The following is a 19,007-nucleotide window of genomic DNA, read 5'->3' as shown; positions in this document are numbered from 1 at the left end:
TACACTGAGCAGATGCTGAAATGACCGGTATCCCTACGGGGAGCACCGGACCCATTCCGTCAGTACAGGCGCTCATCAGGGGAGGAACCATTGTGAAGTCCACTCACCACTCTCGCAGGGCTGGCAAGCCTCGCACGGTCCGCAGCGTAGCGGCCGCTGCGGCGGCGTCCGCCATGCTGCTCACGGGGTGCAGCGGCGGGGAGTCCGGCCCGCCCACGCTCACGTGGTACATCAACCCGGATGACGGCGGCCAGGACGTCCTCGCCCAGCAGTGCTCGGACGCGTCCGGCGGCAAGTACAAGATCCAGACGTCGCTGCTCCCGCGTGACGCGGCATCCCAGCGCGAACAGCTGGCCCGCCGCCTCGCCGCGGGCGACACGTCCATGGACATCATGAGCCTGGACCCGCCCTACGTCCCAGAGCTCGCGGAACCCGGCTTCCTCGCCAAGCCCCCGCACGACGTCGTCGAGGCGACCACCAAGGACACCCTCGAGGGCCCGCTGGAGGGCGCCAAGTGGAACGGCGAGATCGTGGCCATCCCGTTCTGGGCCAACACGCAGCTGCTGTGGTACCGCGAGTCCGCGGCCAAGGCGGCGGGTCTGGACATGTCCAAGCCCGTCACGTGGGACCAGCTCATCAAGGCGGCCAAGTCCCAGGACAAGTACCTGGGCGTGCAGGGCGTGCGCGGTGAGGCCATGTCCGTGTGGGTCAACGGCCTCGTGGAGTCGGCTGGCGGCCAGGTGGTCTCGGACGGCCAGGACGGTCAGGACGCCAAGATCACGCTAGACTCCGACGCCGGCAAGAAGGCCGCGGAAATCATCGGCACCATCGGCAAGGAGGGCCTCGGCGGACCCGGCCTGGCCACCCAGGACGAGAACGCCTCCATGATCCAGTTCCAGGGGGACAAGGGCTCGTTCATGGTCAACTGGCCGTTCATCTACTCGGCCACGAAGGCCTCCGTGGACGAGGGCACCCTCGACAAGTCGGTACTGGACGACATCAAGTGGACCACGTGGCCCCGTGTCGACGCGGACACCGAGGCACACCCGCCGCTGGGCGGCATCAACCTGGGCGTGGGCGCCAAGTCCGAGAACCAGGACCTCGCGTGGGAGGCCGTGCAGTGCATCGTCTCCCCCGAGCACCAGGCCCAGTACTTCGCGACCAACGGCAACCCGCCGTCCTCCATGAAGGCCTTCGACGACCCCGAGGTCAAGAAGGCGTACCCCATGGCCGACACCATCCGGAAGTCCCTCGACGCCGCGAAGCCCCGCGCGCAGACCCCGTACTACAACGAGATCTCCACGGCCATCCAGCAGAACTGGACCCCGCCGGCGGAAGTCACCGAGGACACTCCGCGTGAGACCACCGAATTCATCCAGGAAGTGCTGAAGGGAGATGCGCTGTTGTGAGTAGCACCGTCGATTCGCGCGCTCGCGCGTCCACGCCGGAGGAGTCCCGCCGTAGAGGCCATCTCTCGGACCGGGCCCGTTCGGAGCGGAAACTGGGGTGGCTGCTCGCCGGCCCCGCGTTCGTGATCATGCTCCTGGTCACGCTGTACCCCATCGTCCAGGCGTTGTGGGACTCGCTGTTCTCCTTCCGGCTCACCGCACCCGGTGACAAGGAGTTCGTGTTCCTGGGCAACTACTCCACGGCCCTGTCGGATATCGTGTTCTGGCGAGACCTGGGCGTGACCCTGCTGATCACCGTGGTCACGGTGGTCGTGGAACTCGTCCTGGGCCTCGCCCTCGCGCTCGTGATGCACAGCGCGATCAAGGCCACGCGCGGCCTGCTGCGCACCGCCATCCTGGTGCCCTACGGCATCATCACGGTGGTCTCCGCGTTCGCGTGGTTCTACGCCTTCGACATCACCACCGGCTACGTGAACAACTGGCTCTCGTGGCTGCCCATGATCGGTCCGGACTTCAACTGGTTTGCCTCTGCGGGCCCGTCCCTGTTCGTGATCATGGCCTCGGAGATCTGGAAGACCACCCCGTTCATCTCGCTGCTGCTGCTCTCCGGGCTCGCACAGGTCCCCGGTGAGCTCACCGAGGCCGCCCGTGTGGACGGCGCCTCGGCATGGCAACGCCTGAGCAAGGTGGTCCTGCCGAACATGAAGGCCGCCATCATGGTGGCCGTGGTGTTCCGCGCCCTGGACGCCTTCCGCATCTTCGACAACGTCTTCATCATGACCAAGGGCCAGTACGGCACCGAGACGCTCTCGCTGCTCGCGTACCGCACGTCCATCGGTCGTCTGGAAATCGGCCTTGGTTCGGCCATCTCGGTGATCCTGTTCATCTGCGTGATGCTGATCGCGCTGGTGGCCATCAAGGTCTTCAAGGTGGACCTCACCGGTGGCTCTGGGAAGGGGAAGTAACCGCCATGTTGAGCACCAAGCAGAAAATCGGCTGGACCGTCATCAGCATCGCGGTGCTGGTCTACGCGCTTTTCCCCGTCCTGTCCATCCTGATGACGTCCTTCAAGTCCTCCTCGGACCTGAACTCGGGCAAGTTCATCCCCACGAAGTTCGTCACGAGCAACTACGAGCAGATCTTCGTCGGCGAGGCCAAGGACCTGTTCCTGCCGGCCCTGTGGAACTCGATCGGCATCTCACTGATCTCCACGTTCGTGGCCGTCGTGCTCGCGACACTGTGCGCCTACGCGATCGCACGCCTGGACTTCCCGGGCAAGAAGATCGTGCTGACCACCGCGCTGATGGTCTCGATGTTCCCGGTGATCTCCATCGTCACGCCGCTGTTCAACCTGTGGCGCCAGGTGGGGCTCTACGACACGTGGCTCGGCCTGATCATCCCCTACCTGTCCCTGACCCTGCCGATCTCCATCTGGACCCTGGCGGCGTTCTTCCAGCAGATCCCCTGGGACCTGGACCGCGCGGCCCAGGTGGACGGCGCCACCACGTGGCAGGCGTTCCGCAAGGTGATCGTGCCGCTCACGCTGCCGGGTGTCTTCACCACGGCGATCATCGCGTTCTTCATCGCGTGGAACGACTTCGTGTACGGCATCGGCCTGACCTCGACCTCCGCGGCGCGTCCCGTCCCGGCGGCACTCGCGTTCTTCACCGGCGCCTCGCAGTTCGAGGCCCCTGCGGGCGCGATTTCCGCGGCGGCGATCATCGTGACCATCCCTGTGGTGCTGCTCGTTCTGGCGTTCCAGCGCCAGATCGTCTCAGGCCTGACCCAGGGCGCGGTCAAGGGCTGAGCCCGCCGCACCATCCACGCTTAGACATAGATAGGACTGAGTAGACATGGCAGCAATCACCATGGAACACCTCGTCAAGAAGTACGACGACGGTTTCCCCGCGGTCAACGACATCTCCATCGACGTCGCCGACGGCGAGTTCCTGATCCTCGTGGGCCCCTCCGGCTGCGGCAAGTCCACGCTCCTGCGCATGGTCGTGGGCCTCGAGGACATCACCTCCGGGGACCTGAACATCAACGGGGTGCGCGTCAACGACAAGCAGCCGCGTGATCGCAACCTCTCAATGGTGTTCCAGAACTACGCGCTGTACCCGCACCTGTCGGTGTACGAGAACATCGCCTTCCCGCTGCGCCTGTCCAAGGGGCAGTTCAGCGAGGAGGAGATCGACCGCAAGGTGCGCGAGGCGGCGGACACCCTGGACCTCAACGAGCACCTCGAGCGCAAGCCGGCGAACCTCTCCGGCGGTCAGCGCCAGCGCGTGGCCATGGGGCGCGCGATCGTGCGTGACGCGGACGCTTTCCTCTTCGACGAACCCCTGTCCAACCTGGACGCCAAGCTGCGCGGCCAGATGCGCACGGAGATCGCGCAGCTGCAGCGCCGCATGGGCATCACGTCGCTGTACGTGACCCACGACCAGACCGAGGCCATGACCCTCGGTGACCGTGTGGCCGTGCTCAAGCGTGGTCAGCTCCAGCAGATCGCGTCCCCGCGGGAGCTCTACGAACAGCCCGTCAACCTGTTCGTCGCGGGGTTCATCGGCGCTCCGTCCATGAACTTCATCCCGGCGCGCGTGAACGGCTCGGTGTTCCACACCCCGATCGGGGACATCGAGATTCCGGAGCGCGTGCAGGGCAAGCTCGCGAACGCCCCCGAGATCGTGCTGCTGGGCCTGCGCCCGGAGCACTTCGAGGACGCGAAGTTCGTGGACGAGACGAAAATCCCCCACGGGACCGTCTTCGACTCCGAGTTCACGCACACCGAGTGGCTGGGCAACCAGCAGTACGGCTACATCCACTACCAGCAGGATGCCGCCGTGCAGCACAAACTCAACGAGCTGGCCCAAGAGCTGGACGCTGACGAGATGCCCGCCCAGGTGGTCGTCTCCCTGGACGCGTCCTCCCGCATCCGCGGTGGCTCCACGGCAAGGATCTGGCTGGACAGCCGCAAGATGCACGTGTTCAACCCGGAGACGGGCGAGAACCTCACGCGTGACGCGGAGGCCGGTGCGGAGCTGACCCGCGAGGCCAACGAGGAGCGCAAGGCGGAGATCGAGCGTTCGCGTCGGCACGTGGGCTCGGCGGGTTCCACCGAACGGTCCGACGGCGCGGTCACCGGCAACCGCATGGACGGCAGCACCGCTGCTCGCTGAGCATCCGGCACGCGCCGTGGCACACCGCGGCCCGCCGACCGTACGACGGCCGGTTCCCGAGAAGGGGACCGGCCGTCGTCGTACCCGGAACCGCCCGGGCCCGCTCGGGCGCTTCGGTCCGCGGCCGGGCCGGAAATCGGAGGGTGCGGGGTACGTCTCCGCCCGACCCCCGAAAGGAACCGAGCGTCGTTGTGGTCCAGGACAGCGCTGGAGGCGCCACGGCCCGCGGTGGGACCCGAAGCCGGGGGACAGGGCCCCGCCTGGCCCCTGCACGGGAACCGAGCGCCGTCGTACCCGGACGGCTCTGCTGCCGACTGGGGCGGGTGCATCAGGCGGGGCCCCGTGTGAAAGCCCACCAGGCGAACAGGGCGACCGCTGCGATCAACGCGCACGACGCCGCGACGTAGCGCACACGCGGGTAGCGCACCCGCCATGCGACGAGCCGGGGCCAGTGCTCCGTGAGTTGCGCCGGCGTGGCCCGCTGGAAGTTGACGTGCTGGGCGCCGCTCGCCCGGGCCAGCTCGTCCAGGGTGCGCGCGTCCCAGACCGTCCCGTCCAGGAAGAGCGCCGAGCGCCCGGCCGGGGTGACGAACCAGAGGCAGGGTCGACCGCGGGACCCGCCGCTGCGCGGGCGCGCCGCGAGCAGCGTCCGGACCGTGACCACCTGGGCGATCCGCTCGCGGGGCACGGCCCGGAACCCGACCCAGCGGGAGAGCAGGACGTGGTGCGCGGTGAGCACCACGAGCGCGGGGCGCAGGTAAGCGTAGGCCGTCACGAGGCCCACGAGGGCGAGCAGGAGCAGCACGCCCATCGCGGGGCCGGCCGGGCGGCGGTACCCGATCACGAACACCGCGACGACCACGAGCAACAGCGGGGGAAGTGCCGCGCCGAGCCGGCGGCCGTACGACCCCATTCGGGGGTGGAACACGTGTTCCGGTGCCCCGTACTTCGCCGGGATCTGTCGGATGGTTTCCGCCATGAGCCGCCCTCGTGCCTGCCGTCCTCGGGGATCACACCGGAGTGGGCGATCGCGCCGTCCGGGGGCGGTGCCCCCGCGCCGCCCGGTTCAGCCTAGCGGCCCGGCAGCGGGCGGGTCATCGCCGGGACACGCGGGGCCCGCTCCCCGGGACGTCCACTAACGTGGGGGCTCATGGAACGCAGTGAACGCATCGTCAGGGCCGTGGGGGCATGGTTCGTCCTGATTCTGCTGGCGCTCGCAGGTGCGGCTGTGACCATTGCGCTCGTGAACAAGTACGCGTACGGGCCCGAGACGGACGTGCGCGATTACTTCCAGGCCCTCCAGGCCGGCGACGGCGGCAAGGCCCTGGGGTTGCTCAACGCCCAGGTCCCGAACTCCAACGCGGCCCTGTTGGACGGCGAACCCCTGGCCGAGGCAAGCAAGGGACTCGAGAACGTATCCGTGCGCACCGTCGCATTGTCCGGGGACCGGGCGGTCGTGCGGGCGAGCTACACGCTGAACGGTCATGAGGCGTCCTCCGAGTTCACGCTCCACCCCGCGGAGACGCAATGGGGGTTCTTCACGGTGTGGGACTTCGATCCCTCCACGCTGCCCACCATGAACGTGGCCATGCCGGGTTCCACCGCGGTGGACATCAACGGCGCGTCCGTGGCGCTCCCCGGGTCCTCCCGTGAGTTCGCGGTCTTCTACCCCGGGATCTACACGGGCTCCTACACCTCCCCCATGGTGCGCGCCGAGCCGCAGGAGGCGGCCGTGAGCGACGCCCGGGAGAACACCACCCTGAAGCTCGAGGCCGAGCCGTCCGAACGCCTCACTCACCAGGTGGACAAACAGATCCACGAGCACCTGGACGAGTGTGCCGCGCAGGACAGCCTCTACCCCGCGGGATGCCCCTTCTCCTACCAGTTCGACGGGCGCATCCAGGGCCGCGTCTCCTGGAGCATCAAGGATTACCCCACGCCCTACGTCTCCCTGGACGACGCCGCCGCGGGCCGCTGGCACGTGTCCGACAGCCGGGGGATCGCGCGCATCGAGTTCACCGCGGTGGACCTCTATGACGGCACCACATCCCAGGTCACCGATGAGGTCCCGTTCCTGCTGAGCGCGGACGTGAGGGTCACCGGGGACGAGGTGACCCTCACGCCGCGCTGACGGGTGTGCCCCGGGTGCATGTGCGCCCGGGGCGGGTGGTGGGAGACGGATTGGGCGGGGCGTGGGAGAAGGGTGGGCCGTGGTGCCCGTGGGCCCCGCTCAGTCCGTTCCGCGCAGGTCCAGCGTGAGTCCTGCCGGGGCCTGCGGGTCCACCGTGAACGGGATCCCCCAGTCCTGCTGGTACAGGTGGCACGCCGCGTGCTCCGGGATCTCCCCGTCCGGGGAGCCGTCGCACGCCGCCGCGCGGGCCGTGATGTGCAGGACCCCCTCCGTGACACCGTCCGCGATCCGCAGGGAGCGGGTCAGTCCCTGGGCCGTCCCGTCACCCTGCACGAGTGCATCCTCCGGGGACGAGGACACCTTCAGCTGCGTGGGATCACCCCACCGGGTGTCGAGCTTCTGACCCGTGGGGGCCGAGAACCGCACCGTGAGCTCGAGCTCGCCGGGGGCCACCGGCGTGCGCTTGCGCTGCATGCTGGCCGCACCCTCGTCCACGGTCTGGGCCTGCTTGGGCACCGCCACCCGCACGAGGCGGTGGGCATTGGTCTCCACGACCACCAGGACGGGCTCGTCGTGGCTCGTGTCGAGCAAGACGTCGGAGGGCTCAGCGAGTCCGCGGGTCAGCGTGGAGACCTCACCGGTTGCGGGGTCGAACCGGCGCACCGCACCGTTGTAGGTGTCGGCCACGGCCACGGATCCGTCCGGGAGCACGCACACCCCCAGGCAGTGCTGGAACCGTGCCTGATCGGCCGGCCCGTCCCGGAACCCGAAGTCGAACAGTCCGAGTCCCACGGCGGATTCCACCGATGTGGACCCGTCCTCGCCGAAGCGCACGCGGCGCAGCGCGGAGGACTCGGAGTCCGCGACCCACACGGCCCCGTGGGCGTCCTGAGCCAGGCCGGAGGGCTGGGCGAACCAGCTCTCGGACGCGGAACCGTCGCGCAGTCCCTCGTCCCCGGTCCCGGCCAGCACGGCGAGCGCCCCGGTGCGCGGGTCGAACGAGAACAGTTGGTGCGTCCCGGCCATCGCGACCACCAGGGTGTCCGCGGCGTCGGACCACGTCACGTCCCACGGGGAGGACAGCGCCACGGACGTGGCCGAGGCGTCCTGCGGGATCTCGTTGGGGTCCACGCCGCGCGCGCGGGCGTCGTCGAGCAGGCGCTGAACGCCGTTGCCCGCCAAAGTGCGCACCGCGCCGGTGCCCAGTTCCACGCCGCGCAGCCGGTGGTTGACGGTGTCCGCGACCACGAGGTCGTAGCCGACGTCGGCACGCACGCGTTCGGGGAGCACCGCGATGCCCTGGGGTTCGTTGAACCGCGCGGCGTCCCGGGGGCCGTCCGCCCAGCCCTTGGTGCCGGAACCGATGGCCCGACGAACCGTGGTGAGGTCCTCCTCGAGATGGACCAGGCGGTGGTGACCGGTGTCGCTGACCATGAAGGAACCGTCCGGAAGGGCCACGACCTTGCCGGGGAAGCGCAGGTCCCCCTCGGGCTGCGGGCGCGGGACGTAGGGGCCGTCCCCGCGGTGCAGGGTGCCCTTGGCGTCGTGCTCGGCCACGAGTTCGGACACGAGGGATTCCAGCCCCTGGACGTGGCCCTCACCCGAGAGGTGCGCCACGATGTACCCCTCGGGGTCCACGACCACCAGGGTGGGCCACGCGCGCGCCGTGTAGGCGTCCCACGTGCTCAACCGGGGGTCGTCGAGCACCGGGTGGGTGATCTCATAGCGGTCCACCGCCGCGGCCAGTGCGTCCGGGTCCGCCTCGTGCTCGAACTTGGGGGAATGCACGCCCACGGTCACGAGCACGTCCGCGTACTTCTCCTCGAGGGGGCGCAGCTCGTCCAGCACGTGCAGGCAGTTGATGCAGCAGAAGGACCAGAAGTCCAGGATCACGATCTTGCCCCGTAACGCCTGCAGGTCCAGTCGCTCACCGCCGGTGTTCAGCCAGGCTCTGCCCTCAAGTTCCGAGGCGCGGACGGGTGTGTTCATGCGTGCGGAGGTCACGGTGTCTGGGTCCTTCCACCGGGGGTCAAGGGTTTCTTCCTGGGACAACGTTATCCGCGGGGCAGAGCTTCCCGTGCGTTACGTGACGCTCCCGCACACCCCGCGGACCCGTCCGCCCACCGCCCGGCCTCGCCGGCGCCCGTCCCGGCGGACGTCATCGACGCCGCTCGTCCCGCTCCGCGAGCTCGGCCATCATCTCGTTGTAGGCGCGCAGTTCGGCGTCGTCCGTGCGATCGGCCTGCCGGTCCACCCGCCGGTTCTCCTTGGCGCCCTCCATGGCCCACAGCACGGCCACGATGACGGCGAGCAGGAACGTGGGGAACTCGCCGATCCCCCACATGAGCATGCCGCCGAGCTGCTGGTCGTCCAGGGCGCTGGGACCCCACGGGCGGCCCATGTTGCCGAACCACGAGGCCTGCAGCACCGTGGTCAGGCTCATGATGCTGATGCCAATGAACGCGTGCGCGGCCATGGTCGCGAGCAGCAGCACGAGACGCATGGGGTAGCTGGGCCGGCGCGGGATGGGGTCGATGCCGATCAGCACGAGCGCGAACATGTACCCCGTGAACAGGAAGTGCACCATCATGAACTCGTGGCCCACGTGGTAGCGCAGCGTGAAGCGGAACAGGTCCGTGAAGTAGAACAGCACGATCGAGAACGCAAAGTTCGCGGCCGCGAAGATCGGGTGCGTCACGATCCTGCCCCACGTGGAGTGCACGAGACGCAGGATCCATTCACGCGGACCGCGGGTACCGTCCCCTCGTGGTTCGAGGGCCTTGAGCACCACGGTGACGGGTGCGCCCGAGACCAAGAACAGCGGCACGATCATGGTCAGGCTCATGTGTTCGACCATGTGGGCGGAGAACAGCACGCGGGCGTAGACCGCCACCCCGCCGCTCGTCGCGTAGAGCAGTGCAGCCAGCCCGCTGAACCAGGACACGGTGCGCAGCACGGACCACGAGTCCCCGCGGCGCCACACCTTGATCGCAGCCCACAGGTACACCACGGCCATGAACACGACCACGGCCACCCAGAACCAGTCCAGGCGCCACGTGGTGAACCAGCGGGCGAACGTGGGCTCCGGTGGCAGTTCGTACCACGTGAGGATTCGCGCCGGGGAGGCGTCCGGTGCAAGCTCCTCCGGGACGGGCGGGGCGGTGCGGCTCAGGGCCGTGGCGATGCCCATGAGTAGCCCCATGAGCACCACTTCTACTACGAGCACGCGCCACATGGTGGCCGCGCGGGACCGGGAGCCGTCCGCGACCCCGGGGATCAGCCACTGCCGGTGCGCGAAACCCGCCAGCGCCAACAACAGGGTCAGCACGAGTTTGGTGAGCGCCAGGATCCCGTAGGAGGACGTCAGTTGCTCCCACGTTCCGATACGCACCGCGGTATTGATGATCCCGGAGAGCAACACCAGCAGGTAGCAACCCAGAGCCACCACGGAGTAGCGCCGCAGTACGACCGCGAGCAGGGGTTCGGTGTGGCGGGAGCCCCCGCGGCCGCTGACCGTGAACTCGCGGGACAGCAACGGCCCCACCCAGATCAGCACCAGCAGCCCGCCGACCCACAGGCACACTCCCAGCAGGTGCAGCCCCAGGGAGTTCACCGCACCCATGTGGTCCGCACCACCGGCGGCGTGACCGTTGAGTGCCAGCGCCACGATCGCCACGAAGGACAGCGCGAGGGTGCAGAGAAGTCCCAGCAGCGCCCGCACGCCGAAAACCAGGGTCGTGACCACGGCGGCCACCATCACGATCACCGATTGGGACTGGCCCGTGGAGATCCCGGTGATGTAGTGCAGCAACTGTTGGGTGTAGTTGCCCCCCGTGCCGATACCGGATCCGGAGACGTCCGAGTACGTGAAGATCAGCACGGCCACGGCCGCCACGGTCCACACCACGGCCGCGGCCTCGACGAGCTGCATGACGCTGCGGAAGACCGGGTGTTCCGGTTCGCCCGCCTGGTCCTTGCTGTTGCGCGGTGGCCGTTTCCGGGAGCGGTCCGCGAAACGGGGCACCACGCCGATCGCCAGCAGCAACCCGCCCATCACCACCGTTATCGCGATGTTGTGGACGGTCTCTACCACGGGCAGCCCCCAGCGCACGAGCGTTCCCGGGTCCGCGACCTGCCGGGGGGCGGCCGCTCCCCCGTAGACCAGGGCCGCGGTCATCCCGATCATGGCCGCGACGAGCACGACCGTGATGGTCCACGGGCTCACACTCACCGCTCCCGCGGGAGCGGTCCCGCCGTTCGACGAGCTCGCGCCCTTCGACGAGCCGGCGCCGAGCGGGCGCCCGGCATCCGGCGCGCTATCGCGCTCACGGCCGGGAGCGACGTCGCCCCGCGAACCGTCCCGGCGCGGGCCGGTGTCCCTGGTGCGTGCGCTGGTACTCATCGTGGCATTCCTCCGGCCCGTTGATTCTCTCGTTGTGCTGCTCCGCGCACGGGGGTCACGTGAACAACGTGTCCCCGATGAACCCACCCACTTCGCAGCCCGGCGGGATAGCGAACACGGCGGATCCGATGGGCACGGTCCACGTGTTCAGCATGTCCAACTGCGCCAGCCGCCGCTGGATGGGCACGAACTGTTTCACGGGGTCCGACTGGTAGGACGCGAAGATCAGCCCCGTGTTGGACACCCCGCCCCGGACGTCCCCGGAGCGGCTGTGCCCGGACGCATCACTCACCGCCAGATCGTAGTTGTACACCCTGCGGAAGATCCTCTCGTCCGGGTTGTCGCTGCGCGAACGCCGCATATGACTGTAGGACGAGATGACCGGGAATCCCAGGGGACCCTTGGCCTCGAAGTCCGGTTCGTCGTGCTCGGCGGCGCCCGTCAACGGTGCGCCGTTCGACAACCGGCGCCCCACCGAGTCCTCGCGCGCAGGGGTGTCGGCCTCGTCCCACGTGTCCAGGTTCATGTGGATCCGCCGGATCACCACGGATGTCCCGTTCTCGATCCACGGGGTGAACCCGCCCTGACCGTAGACGACCTTCTCGTGATCAGCCTCCCCCGGGTATGGGTTCACGGTGCCGTCCACCTGACCGAAAAGGTTGCGCGTGGTCTGACCGTCCGGGGTGACGCCCACGGTGTTGCGGAACCCGTCCTGCACCCAGCGCACGGTCGCGAAGGACCGGACGTCCTTGAGCAGCACCCGCTGGGCGTGGGCCATGGTCAGCTTGTCGTCGCAGCACAGCTGCAGCAACAGGTCCCCCTGATTCCACCGGTCCTGCAGTTTGTCGATCGTGAAAGCGGGCAAGGGCTTGAGCCATTGCGGGGCCCGGTCGGCGTCGATCACGGCCATGGCCCGCGGTCCGAAACCCACCGTGACGGTCAGCCGCGAGGGGTTCTGGGCGAGCCAGGGTTCCTGGTCGTTGACGGGGGCGGTGCCCTGCGTGAGGGCCGCGGCGTCGTCCGTGAGCACGCGCAGCAACCGCCGCAGTGCGTCCCGGTCCACGTCCCGGTGCAGGTCCAGGGCGATGAACACGCAGAACGCCTGCGGCAGCGTGGCCACGCCCGCCTGTCGTGGGCCGTGGAAAGCTTCGGTCCGCAGCCCGGGCCGTTGGCTGTCCTGTCCCGCCGCCGCGAGCCGGGGGTCCACGGCGCCGAGGGCCGCAGCGGAAACCGCCCCGAGTCCCGTGGCGCCGGCGCCGGCGACCGCGCCCGTGAGCAACGATCGCCGGCTCCACCCCGAGGCGGAAGGGCCCCGATCAGTGGTCATGACACGTGGGCAGTGCGCTCGAGGATGGGCTCGTACTCATGCCCTCGTGCGACCCGTGGTCGTGGGCGGCATCCGACGACGACGAGTGTCCGGCCCCCGAGCCGTGCTCGCCTCCGTGGCCCGCGTGCTCGTCCTCGCCGGGCGCGTACCGCTCCTTCGCGCCCGTGAAGTCGCGCACCGGGACGGTGACGTCCCGGGTCCCGCTGTCGGTGCGAAGCTGCAGCGTGAGGTCACTACCGGCCTTGAGCGAGCACGTGAGCCCCATGAGCATGATGTGATTGCCGCCCGGCTTCAGGTCCAGGCTCTCCCCCGGTGCGAGGGTGAAGCCACCCTCCTTCTGCCGCATCTGTGTGGCGCCGGAGCCGCCGTCCGCCACGGTCTCGTGCAGCTCGACCGAGCGCGCGACGCCGTCCGCGCCCGCCCCGGTGAACGTGACCTCCTGCCCGGAGGTGTTCGTGAGCTTGCCGAACACGGCGGTCATCCCGGAGTCGGCCGCCTTGGCCCAGCCGTCGCTCAGTTCCAGGGGCGCAGCGGCGGTGCTGTGCGTCGCGGAGTCCGTCCCCGCGGGCGACGACGCCGCCTCCCCACCCTGCGCCGAGCACCCGCTCAGCGTAGCCAGGCCGAGGCCCAAGACGGCCACAGCGGCCAGCGCACGGCGCGGGGCGGGAACGGACGTGGTGTTCAGGTTGTAGTTCATATGTGAGTCCTTAGGAGTGAATCGTGCTCCGGCTCGCCCGTCCGCTGCGCGTGTCGTCGGACGCGGCGTCGAGTGACGCGGCACTGTGCCTACTCGACACCGGGACCATGCCCGCTCGACAGACGGACTGTGCCCACTCGATGCCGGGGCCGCGGGCCGCGCCCTGAGTACCGGGGGTGCCAGAGCAGCCGGTGTCGTACGGACGGTGCTCGTCCGAGCGGCGGCGCGGTCACGTCCGTCGATCACATCGAGCCGGTATCGAGTCAGCGGTGGGCCGAGTCAGTGACGGGCCGCATCAGCGGCGCGCCGAGCGCTTGTCGAGCCGCATCTGCGGCGTGCCGGAACGCGTGAGCGCGGCGGCGGGAGCCTGACGGGAAAAGGATGATCCGGGCGGGCCGCCCGGGTCAGGGAATCAGCGCTGCTTGGGGCGGGTGGCGAAGGCCAGGATCACCAGCAGCAGGACCAGCGCGATGGCGCCACCGGCCACGGGCAGTACCCAACTCGGGATGCCCGTGCCGCTCACGTCCTCCTGGGCTCCGTTCGCGTCCTGGGCCGCGCCCTGGGAGGCGTCCGCAGAGGCCACGGGGGCCGGGGACGCAGCGGTCGCGGCGCCGTCGCCCACGGTGTACGTGAACGTGCCCTCGATGGGGTGCCCGTCCTGGGAGACCACGCGCCACGTGACCGTGTAGGTCTCGTCCTCGCCCCCGCCCTCGCGCAGCGGCTGGGACACCGTGGTGTTCTGCGCGGCCAGCGTGCCGCGCGTCATGTCCGTGCCGTGGGAGTCGGTGACCCGGACCTCGCTGCCGATGTCTTGGATGTTCCCGGAGAACGTCAGTTCGAGCGCCGTGGGGGCCTTCTCGAGCTTCGCGCCGGCCTGCGGGTTGGTCCGCACGAGTTCGTCGTGGGCGCTCGCGGGCCCCGCCGTGGTGACGACCAGCACGAGGGCCAGCAGCGCGGCGAACAGGGCCGCGAGCGACGTCGCCGAACGTTGCGAAAGGCGGGCGTGCGGCGCGGCCGACGACGCCGCGGTGTCACCCGTCCGCGCCGGGGTCCGCAGAGTGGGCTGGGGCTGATGTGGTGTTGAGTACGAAGGGTTCATGGGTGTTCTCTCCTGCGCCCTGGGGCGTGGGGGCCGCGAGGTGGGCTGCCGATGGATGCGATGGATGCTCGGGGCGGCATCGGATCCAGGGGTGTCCCCGCCGATGCCTAGGCGAGGACGGGCGGTCCGCGGTATCCGCAGACGGAGGAGAGCAGGAGCTGATCGGCCAGTGCGCGCGGCGAGGTCCAGGAGGTCCGCCGCGGCACGGCCGTGGTGACCGGGCGCAGGGCCAGGACAAGGATGCGCAGCACGCGCAGGGACACGGCGTTCAGCAGGCGAAATGCCGCGGTCTCGCCGTGGCGCAGCAGAGCGTAGGTGGCCACGGCCGCCACGGCGTGGGCGGCGAGCATGCCGCACCCGTGATGCGCCGCGGGCAACACCGAGATCACCACGGCGGGACCGTCCGCCGTGGGGGCCGCGTGGTGGTGGGTGTAGTCGATCGCGTGGGCCATCCCGCCGGACTGGGCGTACAGGGTGTGCAGCAGCGCCTGACTCAGCAGGACGCTACCGGCCACGCTCCAGCGTGAGAGCACCCGTCCCGCGAGCAGCATGCACAGCGGGGCCGCCAGACACATGGACAGCGCGATGATCAGCGGGGAGGGCCAGGTCCCGTCCACCGCGGCGTGCGAACCGGCCGCAAGAGTGGTGGCCACGAAGGCGGCCACCCAGCCCCGGGCAAGTCGGCGCGCGCGAGGGGACACCGAACACCTCCGGGACTCACGGGGAAAGGATGGGATTCCATTATGCGCCACCGCGCGGGGAACCACGAACCCGGCGGCCCCGCGGAAGGGGTGGGGTGGCGCGCATGCGGAAGGGACCGTTCACGGAGTGCGTGAACGGTCCCTTCGAGCACCGGGTCCTGGGACCCGCTGGGCTTACCTCACTTGGAGGAAACAGCAGCCTTCAGCTTGGAGCCCGCAGTGAGCTTGACACCGTGGCCAGCCGGGATCTGGATGGCCTCGCCGGTTTGCGGGTTGCGACCCTGACGGGCGGCGCGGTCGGTGCGCTCCACGGAGAGCCAGCCGGGGATGGTGATCTTCTCGCCCTTGGAAACGGAGCTCTCGAAAACCTGGAACAGGGAGTCGAGAACGCCGTTGACGGCGGCCTGGGTGCTACCGGACTTCTCGGCAACCTCTGCAACGAGTTCGCTGCGGTTCATAGCCATGTGCTTGTCCTCCTGGACTGGGTTGGCATTCGCTGGGGAAGGGGCGACCGGGGGTCGGGTCCTTCCGGTGCAGAAATTACCAGCTGGACTTGTAGATACCGGGCAATTCGCCGCGGTGAGCCATGTCGCGGAAGCGCACGCGGGAGATCCCGAAGCGCTGGAAGGTGCCGCGGGGGCGACCGTCGATCTGGTCGCGGTTGCGCACGCGCACGGGGGAAGCGTCACGGGGGAGCTTCTGCAGACCCAGGCGGGCCTCCTCGCGAGCCTCGGGGGACGCGTTCTCGTCCACGAGGGTCTTCTTCAGTTCAGCGCGCTTGGCGGCATAACGCTCGACGACGACCTTGCGCTGCTCGTTCTTGGCGATCTTTGACTTCTTGGCCATGTCTCAGCGCTCCTCGCGGAAATCGACGTGCTTGCGGACCACCGGGTCGTACTTCTTCATGACGAGGCGATCGGGGTTGTTGCGGCGGTTCTTACGGGTGACGTAGGTGAACCCGGTACCGGCCGTGGACTTGAGCTTGATGATGGGACGTACGTCCTTGTCCTTGGCCATCTCAGATCTTCTCCCCACGTGCGATGAGTTCGTTGACCACGGCGTCGATGCCGCGCGCATCGATGGCCTTGATGCCCTTGGCGCTCAGGTTGAGCGTGACGTTGCGACGCAACGAGGGCACCCAGTAACGCTTCTTCTGGATGTTCGGGTTCCACCGACGCTTGGTGCGGCGGTGCGAGTGCGAGATGCTGTGGCCAAAGCCCGGCTGGGCCCCGGTCACCTGGCAGTGCGCTGCCATAGTGTTCTCCTCCAATGTCCAATGTCGACGAAATGACGGCACGCATGGTCGCCGCCGAGCGGTTTCCCGCCGGCAGCCATAGCCAAGAGTGGTCCGCCACCTCAAGAAAATGCCACCGTTCGCGCGCCGGGCGTGATGGGTTTACCCCGCGGCAGTACCGGTCAGGGCACTCGCTACGACGAAGACGGTGAAGATCAAGGCGCCGGTAGATGGACTCCACCACACGACAGCCTTAGATTCTAGGCTTCTACGGACTCGCTCGCAAATCCGAAGGCGGAAACGGTGCGATTGCGCGCCCCTCGATCCTAGCCTCTGGCTCGCAACGGACCAACTCGTCCGCCCCGCCGTGACGGGCCCCACGAACGGCGCACCCAGGGGAGAATCCCTCCGGGAAGAGCCCCCGGAAAAACCGCCGAAGAACACAACGGGAAACACGCGAGGGTGGCGGTCCGTCCATGACCCGGTCCGCCACCCCGACACGTTTTCTTCAGCCCCATCCCCTCACCCAGGGGATTAGGTAAGGTAATTCTTACCTAATCCCCCGGGCGGGGCAACCCCCTGACAGGATCGTGCCGGAGTGAGTGCTCAGAACTCGCCCGTGAACGGGTCCGCCACGTCCCGGTGTTCGGGCTGTTCCGGCGCCTTGGCCTTGGGATCCCGGCGATGCGTACCCAGCGCGCCGTTGACCACGTCCACGAGCGAGTTGACCCGCTCGGACCCCGGGAGGGATTCGAGCATCACGGGCCGGCCATCCGAGTCCGCGAGCGGGACCCGCCAATTCGGGTACTCGTCGCTCGTGCCGGGCTGGTTCTGGATCCGCTTCTCCCCGACCGCGTCCACGAGGGAGACGTTGATCAACACGGACGGCGCGTCGCACAGGTAGCGGTGGATCGCCTCGATCCTGGCCTGCTCCCCCGGGTCCTCATCCCGGGGCAGATAGCCGGCATCCGTGACCGCGGTGAAGAAAGTGTCCAGCTGACGGCGTGCCTCCTCCCGCTCCTCCTCCGGCGAGCGCGCGAGCAGTCCCAGGTCCTCGCGCAGTTGCAGCTGCACGCCCTCGAGGTAGCCCGCCGTGGGCGGGAGGTCGTGGGTGTTCACGGAGGCCATGCACAGTTCGCGGTAGCGGGAGGGGTCCAGGGGAACGTCCCCGTCCATCTCGAACCACATGATGGAGGTTCCCAGCACGCCCTTGCGCTCCAGGAACTCGCGCACACTGTCCTCCACGGTGCCGAGGTCCTCACCCACGACCACCACGCCGGCGAGCTCGGCCTCGAGGGCCAGGACGCCCACCATGGCCTCGTGGTCGTAGTACACGTAGGTCCCGTCCGAGGCCTGGTTGCCATCGGGGATCCACCACAACCGGAAAAGTCCCGCCACGTGGTCGATCCGCACACCCCCGCCGTGACGGAAGATGTTGCCGAGCATCTGCCGCCACGGCCGGTACCCCGCCTCGGCGAGCTTGCGGGGATCCCACGGCGGCTGACTCCAGTCCTGGCCCAGCTGGTTGTACATGTCCGCGGGGGCACCCACGCTCACCCCGGGGGCCAGGACGTCCTGTAACGCCCAAGCGTCCGCGCCCTGCTTGTGCACCCCCACCGCGAGATCGTGCACCACACCGATGTCCATCCCGGCCCGGTACGCGGCACGCTGCGCGGCCTCGAGCTGCTCGTCGAGCAGCCACTGCAACCACACATGGAAACTGATCCGGTGGCGCAACCGGGTACGCGCCTCCTGGGCGTACGGCGCCTCCGGGGAACTTGCCTCGTCCCGCCACAGGGGTGAGTCCTCCCCGAGTTCCTCCCGCAGGGCGCACCACAGCGCGAAGTCCTGCAGGGGTTGCCCGGCATGCGCCACGAACGCCTCGAGCTGTTGCTGGCGGTAGGGCGAACGGCGCACGGTGAACAGCAGTTCGAGACTCTTCAGCTTCGCGGCGTAGGCGGAATCGCGGTCGATCGTGCTGGGGTCCAGCACGGCCTTGCGTTGCACCGCGGCGAGTTGGGCCACGACCTCACGGTCCCCCGGACGCAGGTACGGGAACTCCGCGATGTCGCTGATCCGCAGGTACAGCGGGTTGAAGAAGCGTCGGCTCGAGGGCAGGTACGGGGAGGGCTCCACGGGAGGCGTGGGTTCCGCGGCATGCAGGGGGTTGATGAGCACGTAGTCCGCGCCCTGCACACCGCTGATGGCGGCCAGGGACGCGAGGTCCGAGAGGTCCCCCACGCCCCACGAGCGGGAGGACATCACCGAGTACAGCTGGGCCATGTAGCCCCACCGGCGGCGCCCGCGCAGCCGGTCCGTGGTGCTGAGGCGCTGCGGGGTCACCGCCACGTCGATGCTATTGCGCTGCCCCGAGCCCGTCCGGGCCTCGAGACGGTACCAGCCCAGCGGGAGGTCTCGGGGCAGTTCGTAGGGCACGCGCTCGCGGACCGTGTCATCGACCTCGCGGGTCTCGGGAGCCACGTCGGGCGCCGGGTGCAACTCGCGCACCGCGTCCGGATCGTCCTCGGGCCACAACCGCACCCGCACGGTGTCCCCCTGCGCGGTAGCCACGGGCACGATGGCCTCACACTGCTCCTCCGCGATCACCACGGGCGGCAGCAGCTCGCGCCACGGCGCCAGCTCGCGGTCGCGCAGACTGCGCCGCGCGGCGTCGTCGTCCGAGACGTCCGCGCCGAGCGCCGTGAGGACACGGCGCAGCGTCCGCTCCGGCACGGTCTCGACTCCCCCGTCGAAGCCCCGGTACTCGGTGGCCACCCCGTACTCGGTGGCCAAGCGCTGCACAGTCGTTTCCCCTGAAGTTCCTGCGTTCT

At 69.0% G+C, this 19,007-nt stretch carries 17 protein-coding genes; 5 read left to right on the top strand and 12 right to left on the bottom strand.

From position 1 onward, the window contains the following. Positions 1-92 precede the first annotated feature (92 nt). Genes ACW9PK_RS07725 through ACW9PK_RS07710 form a run of 4 tightly spaced genes read left to right on the top strand, consistent with a single transcriptional unit; the run spans position 93 to position 4,585 of the window. Positions 93-1,409 (top strand): extracellular solute-binding protein, encoded by a 1,317-nt coding sequence (locus tag ACW9PK_RS07725; RefSeq protein WP_457015474.1) that lies wholly within the window; start codon positions 93-95, stop codon positions 1,407-1,409. Continuing rightward, positions 1,406-2,374 (top strand): carbohydrate ABC transporter permease, encoded by a 969-nt coding sequence (locus ACW9PK_RS07720; RefSeq protein WP_131332297.1) that lies wholly within the window; start codon positions 1,406-1,408, stop codon positions 2,372-2,374. The genes ACW9PK_RS07725 and ACW9PK_RS07720 overlap by 4 nt, the downstream gene beginning before the upstream one ends. A 5-nt stretch (positions 2,375-2,379) precedes the next feature. Continuing rightward, positions 2,380-3,216 (top strand): carbohydrate ABC transporter permease, encoded by an 837-nt coding sequence (locus tag ACW9PK_RS07715; RefSeq protein WP_144997233.1) that lies wholly within the window; start codon positions 2,380-2,382, stop codon positions 3,214-3,216. A gap of 46 nt (positions 3,217-3,262) precedes the next feature. Beyond that, a complete protein-coding gene (locus ACW9PK_RS07710) occupies positions 3,263-4,585 on the top strand; it encodes an ABC transporter ATP-binding protein (protein WP_457015473.1) in 1,323 nt (440 codons plus the stop codon). Positions 4,586-4,913: 328 nt separating this feature from the next. Here the strand turns inward: ACW9PK_RS07710 and ACW9PK_RS07705 are convergent, their stop codons facing one another. Then, positions 4,914-5,564, bottom strand: a complete 651-nt coding sequence (locus ACW9PK_RS07705) for a hypothetical protein (protein ID WP_144997231.1) — start codon at positions 5,562-5,564, stop codon at positions 4,914-4,916. 171 nt (positions 5,565-5,735) lie between these two features. Here ACW9PK_RS07705 and ACW9PK_RS07700 point away from each other — a divergent pair, with 171 nt between their 5' ends. Then, positions 5,736-6,716: a hypothetical protein gene (locus ACW9PK_RS07700; RefSeq protein ID WP_457015472.1), complete on the top strand. Its 981-nt coding sequence runs from the start codon at positions 5,736-5,738 to the stop codon at positions 6,714-6,716. Between the two features lie 99 nt (positions 6,717-6,815). Here ACW9PK_RS07700 and ACW9PK_RS07695 read toward each other — a convergent pair whose 3' ends face one another. From ACW9PK_RS07695 to malQ, 11 genes are all read right to left on the bottom strand, one after another. Further along, entirely contained in the window at positions 6,816-8,705 is a 1,890-nt protein-coding gene (locus ACW9PK_RS07695) for an NHL domain-containing thioredoxin family protein (RefSeq protein ID WP_457017184.1), read from the bottom strand. Positions 8,706-8,874: 169 nt separating this feature from the next. Next, complete coding sequence (locus ACW9PK_RS07690; protein WP_457015471.1) at positions 8,875-11,118, bottom strand: cytochrome c oxidase assembly protein; 2,244 nt, start codon at positions 11,116-11,118, stop codon at positions 8,875-8,877. Positions 11,119-11,173: 55 nt separating this feature from the next. Beyond that, a complete protein-coding gene (locus tag ACW9PK_RS07685; RefSeq protein WP_457015470.1) occupies positions 11,174-12,445 on the bottom strand; it encodes a Dyp-type peroxidase in 1,272 nt (423 codons plus the stop codon). Next, positions 12,435-13,142, bottom strand: a complete 708-nt coding sequence (locus ACW9PK_RS07680) for a copper chaperone PCu(A)C (protein WP_085106138.1) — start codon at positions 13,140-13,142, stop codon at positions 12,435-12,437. Before ACW9PK_RS07680 ends, ACW9PK_RS07685 begins: the two co-directional genes overlap by 11 nt. A gap of 412 nt (positions 13,143-13,554) precedes the next feature. Beyond that, positions 13,555-14,241, bottom strand: coding sequence for a copper resistance CopC family protein (locus tag ACW9PK_RS07675; RefSeq protein ID WP_144931769.1), 687 nt, complete (start codon positions 14,239-14,241; stop codon positions 13,555-13,557). A gap of 107 nt (positions 14,242-14,348) precedes the next feature. Next, on the bottom strand, positions 14,349-14,942 hold the full coding sequence (locus ACW9PK_RS07670) for a hypothetical protein (protein ID WP_368843861.1): 594 nt from the start codon (positions 14,940-14,942) through the stop codon (positions 14,349-14,351). A gap of 179 nt (positions 14,943-15,121) precedes the next feature. Continuing rightward, positions 15,122-15,406, bottom strand: a complete 285-nt coding sequence (locus ACW9PK_RS07665; protein WP_064847404.1) for an HU family DNA-binding protein — start codon at positions 15,404-15,406, stop codon at positions 15,122-15,124. Between the two features lie 76 nt (positions 15,407-15,482). Next, a complete protein-coding gene (gene rpsN / locus ACW9PK_RS07660) occupies positions 15,483-15,788 on the bottom strand; it encodes a 30S ribosomal protein S14 (protein WP_064847405.1) in 306 nt (101 codons plus the stop codon). Between the two features lie 3 nt (positions 15,789-15,791). Then, complete coding sequence (gene rpmG / locus ACW9PK_RS07655) at positions 15,792-15,959, bottom strand: 50S ribosomal protein L33 (RefSeq protein WP_012397435.1); 168 nt, start codon at positions 15,957-15,959, stop codon at positions 15,792-15,794. A 1-nt stretch (position 15,960) separates the two neighbouring features. After that, positions 15,961-16,197 carry a 50S ribosomal protein L28 gene (rpmB, locus tag ACW9PK_RS07650; protein ID WP_457015469.1) on the bottom strand — a complete coding sequence of 79 codons (237 nt, stop codon included), beginning with the start codon at positions 16,195-16,197 and terminating at the stop codon, positions 15,961-15,963. Between the two features lie 585 nt (positions 16,198-16,782). Next, a complete protein-coding gene (gene malQ / locus ACW9PK_RS07645) occupies positions 16,783-18,978 on the bottom strand; it encodes a 4-alpha-glucanotransferase (protein WP_457015468.1) in 2,196 nt (731 codons plus the stop codon). Positions 18,979-19,007 lie beyond the last annotated feature (29 nt).

The sequence above is a fragment of the Kocuria sp. MNB10 genome, from assembly GCF_054073685.1.
Note: the sequence above shows the minus strand (reverse complement) of the source record. Positions and strands in the feature narration are given on the sequence as shown.